This window comes from Rhizobium sp. NZLR10, from assembly GCF_019685125.1.
Lineage (GTDB): Bacteria > Pseudomonadota > Alphaproteobacteria > Rhizobiales > Rhizobiaceae > Rhizobium.
Window position 1 is genome coordinate 51,899 of the sequence record NZ_JABDWE010000027.1, and the last position, 18,625, is coordinate 70,523.

Annotated in this window: 15 protein-coding genes; 8 read left to right on the forward strand and 7 right to left on the reverse strand. The window is 62.1% G+C overall.

All coding sequences use genetic code 11. The features are described from left to right. Positions 1–57: 57 nt before the first annotated feature. Positions 58–3,345, forward strand: a complete 3,288-nt coding sequence (locus tag HJB82_RS29725) for a GH36-type glycosyl hydrolase domain-containing protein (protein WP_221142285.1) — start codon at positions 58–60, stop codon at positions 3,343–3,345. Between the two features lie 3 nt (positions 3,346–3,348). Here the strand turns inward: HJB82_RS29725 and HJB82_RS29730 are convergent, their stop codons facing one another. From HJB82_RS29730 to HJB82_RS29750, 5 genes are all read right to left on the reverse strand, one after another. Further along, positions 3,349–4,092: a FadR/GntR family transcriptional regulator gene (locus tag HJB82_RS29730; protein WP_207585308.1), complete on the reverse strand. Its 744-nt coding sequence runs from the start codon at positions 4,090–4,092 to the stop codon at positions 3,349–3,351. A 120-nt stretch (positions 4,093–4,212) separates the two neighbouring features. Beyond that, the gene (gene kduD / locus HJB82_RS29735) at positions 4,213–4,977 is read right to left on the reverse strand and encodes a 2-dehydro-3-deoxy-D-gluconate 5-dehydrogenase KduD (protein WP_281438271.1); all 765 of its coding nucleotides are present in this window, start codon (positions 4,975–4,977) and stop codon (positions 4,213–4,215) included. Beyond that, positions 4,974–5,810, reverse strand: coding sequence for a 5-dehydro-4-deoxy-D-glucuronate isomerase (gene kduI / locus HJB82_RS29740; RefSeq protein ID WP_221142286.1), 837 nt, complete (start codon positions 5,808–5,810; stop codon positions 4,974–4,976). The genes kduD and kduI overlap by 4 nt, the downstream gene beginning before the upstream one ends. 604 nt (positions 5,811–6,414) lie before the next feature. Next, a complete protein-coding gene (locus HJB82_RS29745; protein ID WP_207585311.1) occupies positions 6,415–6,561 on the reverse strand; it encodes a DUF1127 domain-containing protein in 147 nt (48 codons plus the stop codon). Between the two features lie 167 nt (positions 6,562–6,728). Continuing rightward, positions 6,729–7,709: a 3'-5' exonuclease gene (locus HJB82_RS29750; protein ID WP_207585312.1), complete on the reverse strand. Its 981-nt coding sequence runs from the start codon at positions 7,707–7,709 to the stop codon at positions 6,729–6,731. A 113-nt stretch (positions 7,710–7,822) separates the two neighbouring features. Between HJB82_RS29750 and HJB82_RS29755 the strand changes: the two genes are divergently transcribed. Both HJB82_RS29755 and HJB82_RS29760 read left to right on the forward strand, forming a co-directional pair. Further along, entirely contained in the window at positions 7,823–9,091 is a 1,269-nt protein-coding gene (locus HJB82_RS29755; protein WP_207585313.1) for an NAD(P)/FAD-dependent oxidoreductase, read from the forward strand. Positions 9,092–9,313: 222 nt separating this feature from the next. Continuing rightward, complete coding sequence (locus HJB82_RS29760; protein ID WP_207585314.1) at positions 9,314–10,345, forward strand: aldo/keto reductase; 1,032 nt, start codon at positions 9,314–9,316, stop codon at positions 10,343–10,345. 66 nt (positions 10,346–10,411) lie between these two features. Here the strand turns inward: HJB82_RS29760 and HJB82_RS29765 are convergent, their stop codons facing one another. Next, positions 10,412–12,196, reverse strand: a complete 1,785-nt coding sequence (locus tag HJB82_RS29765) for an APC family permease (protein ID WP_221131941.1) — start codon at positions 12,194–12,196, stop codon at positions 10,412–10,414. A 248-nt stretch (positions 12,197–12,444) separates the two neighbouring features. Between HJB82_RS29765 and HJB82_RS29770 the strand changes: the two genes are divergently transcribed. Further along, a complete protein-coding gene (locus HJB82_RS29770) occupies positions 12,445–14,814 on the forward strand; it encodes a DUF1989 domain-containing protein (protein ID WP_221142287.1) in 2,370 nt (789 codons plus the stop codon). Between the two features lie 109 nt (positions 14,815–14,923). On the opposite strand, the gene HJB82_RS29775 is transcribed toward HJB82_RS29770, so the two are convergent. Then, positions 14,924–16,156 (reverse strand): TetR/AcrR family transcriptional regulator, encoded by a 1,233-nt coding sequence (locus HJB82_RS29775; RefSeq protein WP_221142288.1) that lies wholly within the window; start codon positions 16,154–16,156, stop codon positions 14,924–14,926. Positions 16,157–16,293: 137 nt separating this feature from the next. Here HJB82_RS29775 and HJB82_RS29780 point away from each other — a divergent pair, with 137 nt between their 5' ends. The 4 genes from HJB82_RS29780 to HJB82_RS29795 all read left to right on the forward strand — a co-directional run bounded on the left by HJB82_RS29780 (position 16,294) and on the right by HJB82_RS29795 (position 18,595). After that, entirely contained in the window at positions 16,294–17,082 is a 789-nt protein-coding gene (locus HJB82_RS29780; RefSeq protein WP_221117758.1) for an enoyl-CoA hydratase/isomerase family protein, read from the forward strand. Between the two features lie 332 nt (positions 17,083–17,414). Further along, positions 17,415–17,624, forward strand: coding sequence for a cold-shock protein (locus tag HJB82_RS29785; protein WP_003548109.1), 210 nt, complete (start codon positions 17,415–17,417; stop codon positions 17,622–17,624). Positions 17,625–17,846: 222 nt separating this feature from the next. After that, positions 17,847–18,071 carry a hypothetical protein gene (locus tag HJB82_RS29790; RefSeq protein WP_207585635.1) on the forward strand — a complete coding sequence of 75 codons (225 nt, stop codon included), beginning with the start codon at positions 17,847–17,849 and terminating at the stop codon, positions 18,069–18,071. Between the two features lie 143 nt (positions 18,072–18,214). Continuing rightward, positions 18,215–18,595 carry a DUF6481 family protein gene (locus tag HJB82_RS29795; RefSeq protein WP_207585636.1) on the forward strand — a complete coding sequence of 127 codons (381 nt, stop codon included), beginning with the start codon at positions 18,215–18,217 and terminating at the stop codon, positions 18,593–18,595. Positions 18,596–18,625: the final 30 nt, after the last annotated feature.

Sequence of the window (18,625 nt, forward strand, 5' to 3'; positions counted from 1 at the left end):
TACAATCATTTTGCGTCATCCTTCGATTCCCTTCTGATGCCAATCGACGAGAGCCCAATGTCCCCGGACCCTACCCGCAGTTTTCAAATGCCCCGACGCGAAGATCTCGGCCTCTTTACGATCAGCAACGGCTCCGGCCTGTCGATATTGGCGCTGCCGAACGGGACGCTGTTTGCCATCGAGTATGCCGACGACAAGGGGTCGGTGCAGATCAACCAGATCCAGGGCTCGCCGCTCAGCGGCGGCATCGGCCGGCTTTATCTGCGCATCGGCGGCGCTGCGCCCGATGTCGTCGAGATTGTCGGGCCGCATGCCGATGGCAGCTTCGGATACGATGCGACGAGCTTCTCCTGGAGCGGCAAGACAGGCGATATCGCCTATGACGTCCGTCTCGAGCTTCATCCCTCCGAAACGGCATGGTTCTGGCGCGCCTCCCTCCAGCATCTGAAGGCGAAAACGCTGCCGGCGGATTTGGTGCTGATCCAGGATGTCGGCCTTGGCGATCGCGGCTTCCTGATGAACAGCGAAGCCTATGCCTCGCAATATATCGATCACCATATCGCCGATCATCAGACATTCGGTCCTGTCGTGATGAACCGGCAAAATCTCAAACAGGGTGGCGCCCGCAATCCCTGGTTCGCCCAGGGCTGCCTCGACGGCGCGGCGGCCTATGCCACGGATGCGATCCAGCTGGTGCAGGCGAAAGGCCGCCTCGGCGACCTCCTGGTCGGCCCTTTCGGCGCCAGCCTGCCGAGCGAACGGCGGCAGCAGGAAACGGCCTGCCCGGCCATTCAGTCGAAACCGCTCGCCATTTCCGCAAGCGGTGCGGCCGTGACTTTCTTTGCGGTGTTTGCCGCCGATCATCCTGAGGCGTCGAGCGATGCCGATCTGGCGCGGCTCGATGGGCTTGCGGCTGCCGAGAGTGCCGCCGGCGGCCTCGAAGGCGTGACACCGGTCCGCAGCCTGCTGCAGGACGCACCCCTGTTGGAGGTCGAGCCGCTCGACAAAAAGGCGATCGGCCGCCTCTATCGCGAGCGGAGCCTGGAAGAGCGCGCCGGCGGGAAGCTGCTGTCGTTCTTCGTGCCGGACGGCGCCCTCAATCGTCACGTCGTCCTGCGCGAGAAGGAACTTCTGGTGGCGCGCCGTCACGGCGCGATCGTCAGAAGCGGCCAGAATATGCTGCTCGACGATTCAACCCTTGCCGCCACTTGCTGGATGCAGGGTATTTTCGCCGCGCAGCTGACGATCGGCAATACCTCTTTCCACAAGCTCTTTTCCGTATCCCGCGACCCCTATAACCTGACGCGCGCCAGCGGGCTGCGCATCATGGCGGATCTTGGCGCAGGCTGGCAGCTGCTCGCTGTGCCGTCGGCCTTCGAAATGGGGCTGAGCGACTGCCGCTGGATCTATCAGTGCGCCGAGCGCACGATCACCGTTGCGGCGGTCGCCTCCGGCGAAGATGCGGCGATGCAGTGGACCGTCTCCGTCGAGGGCAAGCCGTGCCGCTTCCTGGTGTTCGGTCATGTCGTCCTCGGCGAGCGCGAATATGACGCGGGCGGGCAGATCAACGTCGATGCCGCCCGCAAACGCATCTCGTTCCGGCCGGACCCGGCCTGGCTCTGGGGCGAGCGTTATCCCGAGGCCGGCTATTGGCTGGTCAGTTCGACGCCCGATGCCATCGAGGAGATCGGCGGCGACGAACTGCTCTATACCGATGGCCTTGCACGCAACGGCGCCTTTGTCGCCCTGCGCTCCCGGCCGACGCAGAGCCTCTCATTCGCCGTCGTCGGCTCGATGACCGATGCCGAAGAAGCCGAGCGGCTGGCAGAGCGTTATGCGGCCGGCGTCACCGATGCAGCCATGCTTGCGCCGGCCTCGAAATTCTGGCGGAACGCCGTGCGCGGTCTCGCGATCGGCAGCCCTTCGCCGGACCTTGCCGCGCAGACGACCCTGCTGCCCTGGCTCGCGCATGATGCCATCGTGCATGTGAGCGTGCCGCACGGCCTCGAGCAATATACCGGTGCGGCCTGGGGCACACGCGACGCCTGCCAGGGGCCGATCGAGTTCCTGCTTGCCTATGAGCATGATCGCGAAGCCAAGGAGGTGCTAAAGACCGTTTTCAGCGAACAATACCTTGAGAAGGGCGACTGGCCGCAGTGGTTCATGCTGGAGCCCTATGCCAACATCAGGGCGGGCGACAGCCACGGCGATATCGTCGTCTGGCCGCTGAAGGCGCTCTGCGACTATATCGAAGCGACGGGTGATCTCGCCATCCTTGACGAGAAGCTCTCCTGGCGCGATGAAAAAACCATGCAGAGGGCGGCCCAAACCGACACTATCGCGATCCATGTCGAGAAACTGCTCGACACCGTCCGCGAAGCTTTCATCCCCGGCACGCATCTGATCCGCTATGGCGAGGGAGACTGGAACGATTCCCTGCAGCCGGCCGATCCACATCTGCGCGACTGGATGGTCAGCAGTTGGACCGTTGCCCTGCTCTACGAGCAGATTGTCCGTTACTCCGCAATCCTGCGCCGACTCGGCCACGGCGTCGAGGCCAAGGGGTTGAGGAAGGTAGCAACGGCGATGCGCCGGGATTTCAACCGTCATCTGATGCGGGATGGCATCGTTGCCGGCTACGGCATCTTCGATCCCGCCCATGACGGCGTCGAATTGCTGCTGCACCCGAGCGATAAGCGCACCGGCCTGTCCTACTCGCTTATCTCGATGACGCAGGCAATGCTCGGCGGCCTGTTCACACCCGATCAGCGACGCGCTCATATGAAGCTGATCGACAAGCATCTGCGCTTCCCCGACGGCGTGCGGCTGATGGAGAAACCCGCGACCTATGCCGGCGGACCGGAGACGCTGTTTCGCCGCGCCGAATCCTCCTCCTTCGTCGGTCGCGAGATCGGGCTGATGTATGTGCATGCGCATCTGCGCTATTGCGAAACGCTGGCGCTGGACGCCGAAGCCGACGAACTCTGGAAGGCGATTTCAGTCGTCAACCCGATCTCGGTCACGACAGTGCTGCCGCATGCTTCGCTGCGCCAGCGCAACAGCTATTTCAGCAGCAGCGATGCGGCCTTTCATGACCGTTATCAGGCCGCGGCCGAATGGGAGCGCGTCAAGGCGGGAGAGATAGCCGTCGACGGCGGGTGGCGGATCTATTCAAGCGGCCCCGGGCTCTACACCAGGAGCGTTGTCGAAAATATCCTCGGCTTCAAACGGCGCTTCGGCCGGCGCAGACGCAAACCGCTGTTGCCTGAGGTTCACGCCTCCGTCGAGTTGCGGACGGATCATGCCGCTTGGCGGCGGCTAATGAAGCCGAAGCCCGACGCGTAATATTCACGACGAAGTGCTGGCGTCGCGCAGTTCTTCGAAGCGGGCGGCACTCTTCGAGAGGTGGGTTCGAATGGCGCGGCGGGCGGCGGCCTCTTCGCCGTCGCGGATCGCCGCGAATATGGCATGGTGTTCCCGGCGCATGCGCGCCGCATGGCGCTTGCGCTCGGCCGCCGTCATTTTGTCCAAGCGTGCCCATTGCCGCGGCACCATGAGGTCGCCGAACGTATCGAAGAGGCGGCCGTAATAGGAGTTCTGCGTCGCGACCAGAATGGACCTGTGAAAGGCGTAGTCTTCCTGCGCCCCGTATCCGCCCTCCTCCAGCGCCTTGTCGAGCGCATCGAGCCGATCCTGCATGCGGTCGAGATCCTCAGGCGTGCGCCGCAGCGCGGCAAGACCGGCGGCTTCGTATTCGACCCCCATGCGCAGCTCCAGCACGTGCAGAACCTCGTCGATCGACTGCAGGTCGTTGGGAATGATCGAGAAGGATCTGGGGGTCGGATCGTTCGCGACGAACGCCCCAAGCCCTTGCCGCGTGGTGATCAGGCCCTTGGCGCGCAGGGTGGCGAGCGCCTCGCGGACGATCGTCCGGCTGACGCCGGTCGTCCTCATGATCGCCTGTTCGGTCGGCAGGCGCTGGCCGGGCTTCAGATCGCCGGATTCGATCTGTGCCATCAGCGTATCGGCAAGGCCGCTGCGCAGGTTCGGCGGCTGCCGAGTGGTGGTAACCGCGTTGTCCCTATCCGTCATCTTGTGTCGATCCTGCCCCCGATGCGGCTGCGCCAGCCTCATTTCCTTTTGCTAACGCATGCCGGCAGGAAAGGCAAAACGACGTAAGTCACGGCAGCTCCGGATGATGCGGATCACCGCTCAACGTGCCAGCCACCCGCCGTCGACAGGCAGCACCGTGCCGTGCACGTAATCGGAGGCCGACGATGCCAGGAACACCGCGGCACCGCCGAGTTCATCCGGCGTTCCCCAGCGCCCGGCCGGAATGCGGGCAAGGATGGCGGAATTGCGGTCGGCATCCTCGCGCAGCGCCGTGGTGTTGTTGGTGACGAAATAACCGGGCGCGATGGCGTTGACGTTGACGCCCTTGCCGGCCCATTCGCAGGCGAGCAGCTTGGTCAGGCCGGCAAGACCGCTTTTCGAGGCGGTATAGGAGGGGATGCGGATGCCGCCCTGGAAGGAGAGCAGCGAGGCGATGTTGATGATCTTGCCTCTGCCCTTGTCGACCATATGGCGACCGGCCGCCTGCGACAGGAAAAAGGCGGTCTTCAGGTTGACGTCGATCACCGCGTCCCAGTCTTCCTCGGTGAAGTCGAGCGCATCGGCGCGGCGGATGATGCCGGCATTGTTGACGAGGATGTCGAGGCCGCCAAAGGTCTGGATGGTCTCAGCGACGATCCCCTTGACTGGTTCGATCGTGCCTAGATCGGCCTTGACGACATGGAAGCGGCTTCCCGCCTGCTTCACCAGCGCCTCGGTTTCGTCCATCGAGGAGCGCCCGACGGCGACGATCGAGGCGCCGGCCTCGGCCAGCGCTGCCGCGATGGCTTGGCCGATGCCGGTATTGGCGCCGGTGACGACGGCAGTCCTGCCGGAAAGGTCGAAGGGGTTCGCCACCACGATCACCTCAGATCCGCAATGGCGATATGGTCCATGTCGGTGAAGCTCTTGTTGTCGCCGGCCATTGCCCAGATGAAGCTGTAATTCTTGGTGCCGGCGCCGGAATGGATCGACCACGGCGGCGAGATGACCGCCTGTTCGTTGGCGACAAGCATATGCCGGGTCTGCTGCGGCTCGCCCATGAAGTGGAAGACGCGCTGCTCGGCGTCGAGATCGAAATAGAGATAGGCCTCCATGCGGCGGTCATGCGTATGGGCCGGCATGGTGTTCCAGACGCTGCCCGGCTCGATCATGGTGAAGCCGAGGGTCAGTTGGCAGGACTGGCAAACCTCAGGATGGATGAACTGGTAGATCGATCGCTTGTTGGCCGTTGCCGCGTCGCCGGGCGTCAGGTGGCGGGCTTTCTCGCGGGTGAGCAGCACCGTCGGGTGCGCTTGATGTGCCGGCGTCGAGACCAGATAGAACTTTGCCGGATTGGCGGCATCCGCGCTCTCGAACCGGACGTCCTTGGCGCCCTTACCGGCATAGAGGCAATCATACTTGGCAAGATCGTAGCGGGTGCCGTCGACGACGATGCGGCCGGCGCCGCCGATGTTGAGCGCGCCGAGTTCGCGCTCGGCTAGGAAGGTTTCCTGGCCGATCGCCGTCGGCGCCGTCAGCGCCAGTCCATCGGCCAGCGGCGTCGCGCCGCCGATGACCATGCGGTCGTAGTGGGAATAAGTCAGCCGGATCTCGCCGCCCGCAAAGACGGTTTCCACCAGAAAGTGACGCCGCAGCGTCTCCGTGTCGTATTCGCGCACGGCCTCGGGATGGGAGGCGTGCCTCACGTCGATCTGCATGTCAAAATTCCTTCAGTTTCGTTGTCGTCAAGCGTCGTTGCTCCCGCGAGAGCCGGATCAGCTCGGCGGCCGTTTCACTCCGCAATGAACCGAATGGTTACATAGTTGTACGACAAATTCGAAGTCAATATGTTTCTGCAGCACCGGCTCGCAGTGGGCGGTGGCCGCAGGAATCGGAAGTAAAATCAGCGATAAGCAGGAAAAAGTCACCAATGCCGGGCGACGGATCGCGAGCGGCGGTTTTGGCGCGATCGGCCAAAAACGAAAAAGCCTGCCGCGGGAGGAGGTGCGGCAGGCTTTCGAAAAAAAACCGAACGACAGCTGGGAGGAGGAGTGCTGCCGTTCCCGCAGACGACCCTGGGAGGAGGATGGGGCGCCCGCATGTCGAAGGGATGCGGGAGGAGGTGCATCGCTTCGATAGAAATAATCATACTTATTTCGTGCTTAGTTGGTAGGCATTTTTTTGCAAGGCAGCTATGCGCTATGCGAAAAGCGGGCGGCTCCCTCGCCGTGGTTCCATCAACCGGGAGCCCAAAAGCAAAGCGCCCGCTTCTAGAGAAAGCAGGCGCTGGCCAAGTGTCGATAATGCTTAGTCTGCGGGCCGTTAGCGGGCGATGGCAGCGCGAGCGATGTTGCTGATGTCGCTGCGGCCGATGCCGAGGTCGTTCAGTTCGCGCGTGGACATACGGCCCAGTTCAGCGACCGTCTGACGGTACTTGCGCCAGTTATTGAAAGAGCGTGCTACGTTCATGATGATCCCCTTTCGATGGGCTTTCGAAGCCTAGCTGCCAGTCCTTGGCGCTTCGTTCGCTTCGATGACTTGTATATAATACGAGCCGATCGATTGTTGCAGCGCCAATGCATCACTGCACCTATGCGACGCTTGCATGGGTCGTCAGATTTGGGAGTTGTTTCTGCTCAAGATTTGAAACGATCGAAGGCCGTCAGCCGGACGATCGGCGGCTCCGCCTCTTTCCATCGGTAAATTTCCGAGCGCAGATAGGACAGTTCGTCGCCGAGATCGTCTTCGCCGACTTCGATCCACCAGGACTTCAGGCGGCCGTCGCTTCCATCAGACCAGCGATAACCCCTCGCCTTCAGATGGTCCTTCATCTCGAACGGGCTGTGTTCGGCAAAGAGACGGATGCGGCAGCACTGGCTGGCGCTGTAAAGCTCCGCGAACGGGCTTTCGCCGTCGCCTTGTTCCCGATCGAGGATTTCCAGCAGCGCGTGGCAGTCGTCCACGGCACGATGGCCGTCATGGAAATAACCGGCCTGGCCGACGAGATAGCCGAGCTTGGTGCCTTCGAAACCGCGGGCGCTCCAGTCGATTTCCGAAACCGAGCAGGCCCAGGCCTTGCCGGCGAAAACCTTCGAGAAGGCTTCGCAGAACGGCCGGTCGAACCCGGCATTGTGGGCGATGATCAGATCCGCCGGCTCGATCAGATCGCTTAGCGATCTTATATCGATGACCTGGCCTTCGACCATCGCATCGGTGATGCCGGTCAACCGGGTAATTTCCGGCGGTATCGGCCGCGATGGCTGTTGCAGGCCGCCATAGATGCCGACGATGTCGCCGATCGCACCGCCGTCGTCGAATGTGAAAGCGACGGCGCCGATTTCGATGATCTCGTCGCTGCGGTGATTGAGACCTGTGGTCTCCGTATCGAGAATGACGCCGAGCCGCGAAAACTCCGGCCGTCTGGCGGCTGCGACCGGCCGGGCAGTCAGTTTCCTGAGGATGCGGTAGTTGCCGCTCTCTTCAAGCGCCCGCGCCATCTCTTCGTCGGAATAGGCGGCCGGCTGCGATAGCCGCCGGCGCGACGGGTCGCGTAGCTGGACCACCGCGGGCGATGCCTTGGCAAACATGTCGAGTTGCGAATCTCTGTTCACGCTCATCGGATCTATATGTCATGGAGACGCAGTTTAATCCATCGCGCGCGGCGCTATACACCCTTGCGTTTCGGGGACACGGAGGCTTAGCTGAGCGGTGAGCGGCGGGAGGAGAATGCATGCCTGGTGACAACGGCAGGGGCGCCGAGAAGGATGTCGTCATCATCGGCGCTGGCGCCGCCGGCATTGCCGCTGCTCGTCGCCTGCAGGCAATCCGCCCGGATCTTTCCATCCTGCTGCTTGAAGCGGGCGATCGTCTCGGCGGCCGCGCCTGGAGCGTCGGGCTGCCTGAAGCCGGCGATATCGCACTCGATCTCGGTTGCGGCTGGCTGCATGGGGCGCGGACCAACGCCTGGACCGCGATCGCCGGTGAGGTCGGACTGGCGGTCGACCATACACCGGCGCCCTGGAACGGCGGCCGGCGGCTGCAGCGGGACGATGCGGAGACCCACGCCGCGCGAGCGGCGATCGGTGACTATTTCGAACGCCTTGAAAGCCATGAAGGCGATGACACCGATCTGGCCGAGATGCTCGAACCCGGCAATTCCTGGAACGGGCAGATCCGGGCGATCGGCACCTATATCACCGGCGCCGAGCTGGAACGCTCGTCGGTCCTCGACTACAACCGATACGACCCCGGTCCTGGCCCCGATTGGCGGGTGCGCCAGGGCTATGGGACGTTGATCTGCCGTTACGGCAGGCCGGTTGCGACGAGGCTCGGCGTCGAAGTGACGCGCGTAAATCACCGCCATGCCGGCCGCATCGACATTCAGACGAACCAGGGTGGGCTCAGTGCCCGTGCGGTGCTGGTGACGGTTTCGACGAATGTGCTTGCCGCTGGCAAGATTGTTTTCGACCCGCCTTTGCCCGAGAAGATCGAGGCAGCGGCGCGGTTGCCGCTCGGGCTCGCCGACAAGCTCTTCCTCAGGCTCGCAAATCAGCAGGCGCTGCCGGCTGATACCCATATGCTCGGCTCCATCAGCCGCGGCGCGACCGGCACCTATCAGCTCCGGCCACTCGGCGCTGCCGTCGTCGAAGCCTATTTTGCCGGCGACCTCGCGCATGATCTGGAGCGGGAGGGAAAAGAGGCCGCCTTTGCCTTCGCTGGGGATGAACTGGCGGCAGCATTCGGCGCCGATATCCGCAAGGAATTGTCGGTGGCGGCAATGTCGGCCTGGGCCGCTGCACCCCATATTGGCGGCTCCTATTCCTATGCCGAGCCGGGCGCCTCCGATCTGCGCAGCCGTCTCGCTGCACCGCATGACCAGCGGATCTTCTTTGCGGGCGAGGCCTGTTCTCGCTCGCGTTACTCGACGGCGCACGGCGCCTATGAGACCGGGGTCGCTGCAGCCGATCTGATCGACGGGTCGTTCTCGAGAAAAGCGTAACCGTCGCCGGTGGCGCCCGCGGGAATATTTTTTCCCACTTGTGGCACCGGTCGGATTGGTTATGCTGCCCTCGCCCCTGCGCCAGATTGAGCCCAGGGCGCCAGACGTCATCCGGCGGCAAGTGGCCGCCTCAAGCACGATATTGACATTGATTGCGGGAGCCCCGGCTTCTACCCCGACGGTTTTGCACGTCGGCTGTGGGTCTCCGCATGAGGAGGAAAAATGGATTATCGCAAGCTCGGTTCCAGCGGGACCGTCGTCACTGCCTATTGCCTCGGCACCATGACCTTCGGCGCGGAGGCCGACGAGGCGGCCTCGCACAAGCTGCTCGACGATTATTTCGCCTGGGGCGGCAATTTCATCGATACTGCCGATGTCTATAGCGCCGGCAAGTCGGAAGAGATCATCGGACGCTGGCTGAAGGCCCGCCCGACCGAAGCCCGCCAGGCGATCGTCGCCACCAAGGGACGTTTTCCGATGGGCAACGGACCGAATGACATCGGCCTGTCGCGCCGGCATCTCGGTCAGGCGCTCGACGATTCTCTCCGCCGCCTCGGCCTCGAGCAGATCGATCTCTACCAGATGCATGCTTGGGACGCGCTGACGCCGATCGAAGAGACGCTGCGCTTCCTCGACGATGCGGTATCATCAGGCAAGATCGGCTATTACGGCTTCTCCAACTATGTCGGCTGGCATATCGCCAAGGCATCCGAAATCGCCAAGGCGCGGGGTTATACCCGCCCGGTGACGCTGCAGCCGCAATATAACCTGTTGGTGCGCGACATCGAACTCGAAATCGTCGCCGCCTGCCAGGATGCCGGCATGGGCCTGTTGCCCTGGTCGCCGCTCGGCGGCGGCTGGCTGACCGGCAAGTACAAGCGCGACGAGATGCCGACTGGCGCCACCCGCCTCGGCGAAAATCCCAATCGCGGCGGTGAGTCCTATGCGCCGCGCAATGCGATGGAGCGAACCTGGGCGATTATCGGCGTTGTCGAGGAGATCGCCAGGGCGCATGGCGTCAGCATGGCGCAGGTGGCGCTCGGCTGGACGGCGGCGCAGCCGGCGATCACCTCGGTCATCCTCGGCGCCCGCACGCCGGAGCAACTGGCCGACAATCTTGGCGCCATGAAGCTCAAGCTCTCCGACGATGACCTGGCGAGATTGGATGAGGTAAGCGCGCCTCAGCCTTTCGATTACCCCTACGGCAAGGGCGGTATCAATCAGCGCCACCGCAAGATCGAAGGCGGCCGCTAAGCTTCGCCCACAAATGCAAAAAGCCGCCATGTTTTTTCATGGCGGCTTTTTTGCTTGGGAGGCACTTTAAGCCGGAAGCTGAAAGATCACGTTGGCGATCAGGACGATCGCCAGACCGGCGGCGAGCGCGAGATAGGGCAGCATGCCGGCCTTCTTGACGCCAAGATCCTGGCCGACGAGGCCGAGATCTTCCATCGCACCTGCCGGGAATTTTCCGCCGTCGCGCACATAGTGGCGATAGGCAAAGACCGGCAGGATCAGGGCGGCGAAGATGAAGCCGACCCAGAGCGCATTGGAATAACCCCAGACCTTGGCGCCGGCGCCGAGGAACAGAGCATTGACGAAGGCAAGCGCTGTGTTGAGACCGATCAGCCAGGTCGGCGCCTTCCAGGGGCGTTCGATATGGCCGGAGTCCATCCGGTGTATCCAACCGGAATTGAGGTTCAGGAAGTTGAAGATGATGTATCCGACATTCGACACGGCGAGCACGAAGAAGTAGCCGCCGGTATCCGAGGCGATGGCCAAAAGGAAGAGGTTGAAGGCGAAATCGGTCCACATCGCCCGTGTCGGGGCGCCGTTTTCGTTGACGTGGTCGAGATATTTCGGCAGCCAGCCGTCCTTCGAGCCCTGGTAGAGCGTGCGCGAGGAACCGGCCATCGCCGTCATGATGGCGAGGAAGAGCGCCATGATCATCAACACGACGAGCAACTGGGTGACGACCCGGCCGGCGCCGATCAGGCCGCCGAGCGCTTCGGCAACGCCGGTGCCGTCGACAATACCGGGGGCGAGCATGCCTGCATGGCCGAGAACGCCCTGGAAGGCGAAGGGCACCAGGAAGAAGAACAGGCAGCAGGCAAGGCCGGAATAGAAGATCGCCTTGAAGGTGTCGGTCTTCGGATTCTTGAGCTCGCGGGTGTAGCAGACGGCCGTCTCGAAGCCATAGGTCGACCAGGCGGCGATATAGAGTCCGCCGAGGAAGAGCGTCCAGCCGCCATTGCTCCAGGTGCCGTCGGCGCCGGAATAGGCGGCCGTCGGCGGCACCAGGCCGGTGACGTTGGCGGCAAGGATATGGCCGCTGACAATGGGGTAGAGGCCGATGATAAGCAGCGGCACGAGCACGATGATGGCCAGCCACTTCTGCACGCTGGCGGTTTCCGAAATGCCGCGATGCTGGATCGCGAAGATGATCAGCATCAGGATGCCGCCGATGAAGAAGGTAGCATTGACGTTGGCGGTGGCAAGAAAGGGAATGCCGAAGCTGACGAGCGACCAGCTGCGGATCCACGGCGTCAGCGCGGCGACGCCGTCGGTGCCGAGCAACGCCTTGACGGCGTCATCCGGCGTCGTGCCGGCATGAGCCGCGATATATTCGGCGACGCGGGGGCTATCGGCCGTGATGGAAGCGGCATGCGCGGAGATCCAGTCGAGGACCATCTGCGAATCCGCCGCCGGGATGGGGAAGAATGAATTGAGGATATAACCGGCGGCGATGGCGCAGCCGAGCGACAGCACGGGCGACCAGGCAAACCAGTTGCACCAGACGGATAGTGGCGCGATGAATTTCGAATACCGCAGCCAGGCGGTGGCGCCATAGACCGAGGCACCGCCGGATTTGTTGGCGAACATGCCGGCGATTTCGGCATAGGTGAAGGATTGCAGGAAACCCATCACCATCGAAATGATCCAGACGAGGAAGGCGAGCTTGCCCGTCGTGCCCGCAATGCCGCCGATGGAGAAAAGAACGAGCGGCGGCACGCCCGCAGCCACCCAGAATGCGCCCTTCCAGTCGAGCGCGCGTACAAGCTTACCTTCGGTGCCGGATGAAATCCCGGCCTCCACAACGTCTGTCATCAGTGAAATTCCCCATTCGATTGTTCCGGACGTATCTTTGTACGTCTCCCTGAACGTGTCTCCCTGACAGTCTCAAGCCCGCCCGGATGATTTTGGCGATCCGTGTTCCCGACGGATTCCCGAGTCTCAGCCCTTGATGCATAGTGAAGATATTTTCTTTTTAGTCAACATGACTTTACTTTCGCGAGACATTTTGTAACCTGTATGGGTGGTGCCCGAGGGCATGCCGATCCTCCCATGAGGGCAGAATGCGAGAACTTCATCCTGCTATGACGGGCCTGCGGCCGGCGGCTGCGAGCCTCGTGCGTTATCCCGGCATTCCCACCTTGCCGGAGGGAACGGAGCGCTACAGGGCAAAAGGCGGCGGATCGGTCGTGGTGCGTGTCGAGCCGGGCGACTGCGTCACTGTCATCGACAGCGAGGGCGGACAGGTTTGCGAGGTCTCTTTCCTCAACGAAAAGGGACGCTTCCTGGCGGCGGGTCTCGGAACGGCATTCAGCAATTCAGCCGAAGGTTTGAAGGCCATTCTCCAAGGGGAGGATGAGAGTGCTGCCCGCACCCGCGCAGCGCTTGAGCGGCGCGGCGCCGATCTTGCCGCGGCCGGAGCGCTCAGCATCTTCGGGGCGGGATCGAGCCCGGGCAGCCGGGCGGATTTCACGACTTCCATGAAGGGCCTGCTGATCGTCGCGGCACCGGCTGGCGCTATGTCGCCGGAGGCGCAGGATACGGCGACGCCGATCGAGGTCAGGATTAAGCGCAGCCTGCTGATCCGCGATTATCCCTCCGCCCTGCCGGAACCGGCCGCCGACCCCATCGAGGATATCCGCATCCGGGCGGCGACCGCCGCGGCCTATTTCGTGCGTGCCGGCGAATTCATCCAGATCATCGATGTTTATGGGCGCCAGTGCACCGATTTCCAAGCTTTCGCCGCCCGCAAGGTCGACAAGGGCCTCGATCTCGCGCTTGATTCGACGGTTACCCGCACACTGCTCAGCCGCAGCTATCCTATGCCGGGCCTGCCCTCTAAGGCCTTCGACCGGGACTTCGAGCCGCTGGTCGAAATCGTCCAGGATACGGTCGGGCGCCACGATGCTTTCGCGACCGCCTGCAATTCGCGCTACTACGACGACATGGGTTATCCTGGCCACGTCAACTGCACGGACAATTTCAACGCGGCGCTGGCGCCTTACGGCATTGCCGGCCGCAAGGGTTGGGAAGCGCTGAACTATTTCTACAACACCAATATCGACCACAACAACCAGCTCTATCTCGACGAGCCCTGGTCGCGCCCCGGCGATTACGTGCTGATGCGGGCGCTCACCGATCTTGTCTGCGTCTCATCGTCCTGCCCCGACGATATCGACGCGGCGAACGGCTGGGATCCGACGGATATCCATGTCCGCACCTTTTCCGGAAAAGAAAAATTCTCACGAGCGGTGGCCTATCGCATGACCCCAGATGCCGACGCCGAACTGACGCGCGAAACCGCCTTCCATCCACGCCTCTCGACCCTGACGCGCGATTACACCGAATATCGCGGCTACTGGCTGCCGAACCGCTTTTCCGCCGAGGGACCGGTCGAGGAATATTGGGCCTGCCGCGAGCGCGCCGCCGTCATCGACCTTTCGCCCCTGCGGAAGTTCGAGGTGACTGGGCCGGATGCCGAGGAGCTCTTACAATATTGCCTGACACGCGACGTGCGCAAACTGTCGACAGGTCAGGTCGTCTATTCCGCCATGTGCTACGAAAACGGCGGCATGATCGATGACGGCACGCTCTTCCGCCTCGGCGACAAGAATTTCCGCTGGATCGGCGGCGATGATTTCAGTGGCATATGGCTGCGTCAGCAGGCCGAAAAGAAAGGCTTCAAGGCCTGGGTTCGCTCTTCGACCGACCAGATGCACAATATCGCCCTGCAAGGGCCGAAGAGCCGCGATATCCTGAAGGAGATCATCTGGACGGCGCCGCGCCAGCCGACGATCGGTGAGCTCGAATGGTTCCGATTCACTGTCGGCCGCATCGGCGGTTTCGAGGGCGCGCCCGTCGTCGTCTCACGCACGGGTTACACCGGCGAGCTTGGCTACGAGATCTTCTGTCATCCGAAGGATGCGCTGGCGGTATTTGACGCGGTCTGGGAGGCAGGGCAGCCGCACGGGTTGAAGCCGATGGGGCTGGAGGCGCTCGACATGGTTCGCATCGAGGCAGGTCTGATCTTTGCCCATCACGAATTCACCGACCAGACGGACCCGTTCGAGGCCGGCATCGGCTTCACCGTGCCGCTGAAATCCAAGCAGGACGATTTCATCGGCCGCGAGGCGCTGATCCGGCGCAAGGAGCATCCGCGCCATCTGCTTGTCGGCCTCGACGTCAAGGCCAACGAGGCGGTCGGCCATGGCGATTGCATCCATATCGGCCGGGCTCAGGTCGGCGTCGTCACCAGTGCCACCCGCTCGCCGATCCTCGGCAAGACGATCGCGCTCGCCCGCATCGACGTCATGCATGCAAGTCCCGGCACCGAGGTCGAAATCGGCAAGCTCGACGGCCACCAGAAACGCCTGCCGGCGACAATCGTGCCGCTTTCGCACTACGACCCGCAGAAGACGCGACCGCGCTCGTAATGCATGCGTTCGACGGTGGTGTCGCAGATTGGTTCCTGGGAAAGCGATGATGTGTCCGCCTAAGGGCTTTATACCGATCGGTAAAGATACCAACAGCCCTTCGATATACCTAATCTTTACCGATCGATAAATCTGCCGACGCGGTCCACATGGTCAGGCTGCTCTCAACGAGGGCCTCCAGCTCGCTTGGGCTTGCGCCGGCCCCTCCCTGCGTGAGAATGCCGTGCATCAAGGATTGGACGAAGCGCACGAGTCCGTCGACATTGACCGTCGGCAACAGGTCGCCCTCGCGTTTGGCCCGCTCAAACCTTGCGGCGAGCAGGTCGCGCCCGATGGCCTGGCGCCTGAGGACCTCGATGCGGATCGCCTGCGCCTCGTCACCTCCCTGCATCGCGTTAAGAACCATCAGGCAGCCGCGCGGTTGTTCCTCGTCCAACTGGTCGCGTAGTGCCCCCCTGAGGAGTGCCTCGAAAACGCCCCGCGCCGTCGGGGTCTGGAGTGCCTCGGTCATGTAGTCTTTCCGAAGAGACTGGTAGAGGTCGAGAGCCTTGAAAAAGAGCGCTTCCTTGTTGCCGAACGCGGCATAGAGACTTGGGCGGGTGATCCCCATCGCCTCGGTGAGATCACTGAGCGACGCGCCGGTAAAACCCCTGGTCCAGAAGAGCTTCATGGCAGCATCGAGTGCCGCATCTGCACTAAACCTTCGCGGGTCGCGGCTTCGCTCCCCCGCCGGCGGCGAACCCCCTGTACGAATGTTTGTAGCGGCTGCGACGTCACTGATTGCCCGCCACGCCGCTACCGCCTGCTCGGCAGCCTCTCGCAGGTCGCCGTGCGGTGCCCCGCCGGCGGCCTTCATGGCGAGACCGCCGAGCACCGCCGTTACGTAGCTCGCCAACCGTGAGGTATCAGCCTCTGCCGGGAGGTCGCCCGCCCGCTTCGCTTCTTCGAACCGGTCTCGTAGTTTCAGCTCTGCTGATTGGCGGCGATGCAGCAGCGCAGGCGGGATGTCTGCATTCTCCGCTCCCATCGCCAAACCCGCATGGACGAGAACGCGGCTCGACGTCTGCTCCGGCGAGGTCGTCAGCAAGCGTTTGACGACTCCTTCGGCCGTCGGAGCGGCGAGCGCCCATGCCCAGTGCTCGTCCTCGCGAGCGCTGCAGCGCCTGAGAACGGCGTCGAAGAGCCCGCGTTTGCTTCCAAAGGCGGCGTAGATGCTGGGTGAGTTCAGGCCCATCGCGGCCGTCAGCTCCACCATGGTTGAGCCGTGATAGCCATGGCGGCTGAACACGTCCGCCGCGCGATCCAGCACTTCACTTTCTTCGAACGTACGAGGACGGGCCATTGCCAACCACCATTCTGTAATGTACGTAACATAATAGGCTCGATAGCCAACGCCAAGCGCGGCGTGCGGTACCAGCCGTTTTGTAGCAGGCGTTCTGCCTGCCTGGCTATAAGTGTCAGTAAATTAGGAGATAAGACATGAGTTCGTTCCGTTTCGAGCAGCATGGTATGGTGGGCAAGCTGATCTTGCTCGGTGACGCGGCCAGCGAGCCGGGAGCCGATTATCCCTCGTCGCTGAGGGCTGGCGTGCGTCAGGCATACGAAAGCGACATCCGCGTTCTTCATGTGACTTCCGCGTCCGGCAGCTTCGCCATAGCAGATAACCCAGGTGACATTGGAGGCAAGGGATCGAAATTCCTGGAAGCGTTCGCCGCCGATGTTTTGGCTTCGTTGCGCGCGATTGAGGAATTGCCGATACCGACGGTTGCCTCTGTAAGCGGAATGGCGCTGGGCGGTGGTTTTGAACTCCTTCTCGCATGCGATTTTCTCGTGGCGGCAGAGTCGGCACACCTTTTCTTCCCGGAGGGAATGGTCGGTGGAGTTCCCATGACCGGCGGAGTGCAGCGACTTGCCGATCGCGTCGGCAGTGCGCGCGCCACGCGCCTGGTCCTGCTCTCGGAGATGATATCCGGCAAGGCCGCGTTGGATCTGGGTGTCGCAACCCACCTTGCTCCTGACGCCGAACTGGAGAAGGTCACGGAAGATCTCCTGCAGCGCCTCGCGAACGGACCGACCCTTGCCTACGGGAAGATGCGCTCGCTCATCCGGGCCTGGTCGTCGGGCGGTGTGTCGGCCGCAGACGTCATTACCCTCCAAGTCACCGCTGGTATCCTCGACACCAGGGATGGCGCAGAGGGAATGGCCGCTGCAACTGCGGCTATCCGGAAAGGTGAGCCGATCCCACAGATCCGGTTTTCCGGACGGTAGCTGCATCAAACTTTGATCATCATTCCTCCGAGTTAGGCAGCGGCTCGTCTGCTGCTTAATATCGGCCCGATACCACGGGGGAAGAGCCGGCTCTGCGGTGATGTGTAAAGCCGCTGAGATACAACCATTTAGAGAATATCGAGTTTCGAAGAACTGAAAGTTGACAAATTCGAGTTCAATGATTATATCCGGATAGTCGATATTGCTTGTTTGACTTTTGTTATCGCACGCCGACAACGTGCCCTGGACGAACTTCCCTCTTCAAAATCGAGATTATCATCCGTCGTGCATCTCGCACGTGCGGCCTGTCAATTGCTATGAAAGGGTTTGTTATGACCACTGGCACAGTTAAATGGTTCAATTCCACCAAGGGCTTCGGCTTCATTCAGCCTGACGACGGTGGCGCTGACGCCTTCGTTCACATCTCGGCCGTTGAGCGCGCCGGCATGCGTGAGATCGTCGAAGGCCAGAAGATCGGTTACGAGCTTGAGCGCGATAACAAGTCGGGCAAAATGTCCGCTTGCAATCTTCAAGCTGCTTAAATTGATATCTGCTTTCCTTTGACCACGGATGTACTGGCACTGTTGAAAGCGTGATACCGGCGAGGTCAGGCAAGTTGCCTGGCCTTTTTGTTGCGTTCGCTGAGCGAACACTGCATCATTCCTTAAATCGGAATCGGTTTAAGGAATGACGCAGCAATTCCAAGCGTTCCACCGTCCTTTGCTAAAAAGACGCGCGGCGCTTAAATGAAATCCAGGACGAATATGTCAGATACACACAGCAAATCACGCCAACAGGCGGAGATCGCTTTCGGAAACGCACAATCGCAATTCTTGGCGAGAAGCCGCGCGGTGGAAGAGATCGATCAGACCGTTCGCGCCCGCGAGGAAAAGACCTTGAGACTGCGCGAAGCCCGTGAAGCGAAGGAATTGCAGGATCGCGCGAGCGCGGCCGCCGGCCCTGCCGTGAAGCGAAAAAAGAAAATTTGATTCAAGATCTAGATGATTACACGCCGGATTGGCATAATACTGTCCAGATCCAAATCGAGAAATAGAGCATAGGGTCATCCGAAGAGCCCCACCGGTTTCGGCGTCATGCTCTAGTGTCGCAGTCAAACAGTCAGGTAACAGATTTGAAACACGCCAAAAACAACGAGCTTTCCGATCGTCGCAGCGCCGCTGCCGAAGCCAAGGCGGCTCTCCTCAATGCGTTTCGTACCGCCAAGGATACGGCCGAACCCACGCGGATCGCAAAGCAGGCGGAGCGTCAAGCCGTCGCCGAAGCCCGGGAAGAACGGCGCGCCGAGCGGGAGCGGGTAAAGCGTGAGGAACTGGAGCGGGCTCAAGCCGCAGAAGCTGAACGTCAGGCGGCCGCCGAGGCCGAAGCACGTGCTGATGCCGACGCGCGCGAAGCGGCCGACAAAGACCGGATCGCTCGCGTGATTGCCGATGAAGCCGCCCGAAAGGCCGCACGCGACCTGCGTTACGCCAATCGAAAAGCCAGAAAGTCGTGATTGTCAGCGCTGCCTGTCGTCTGAACAGGC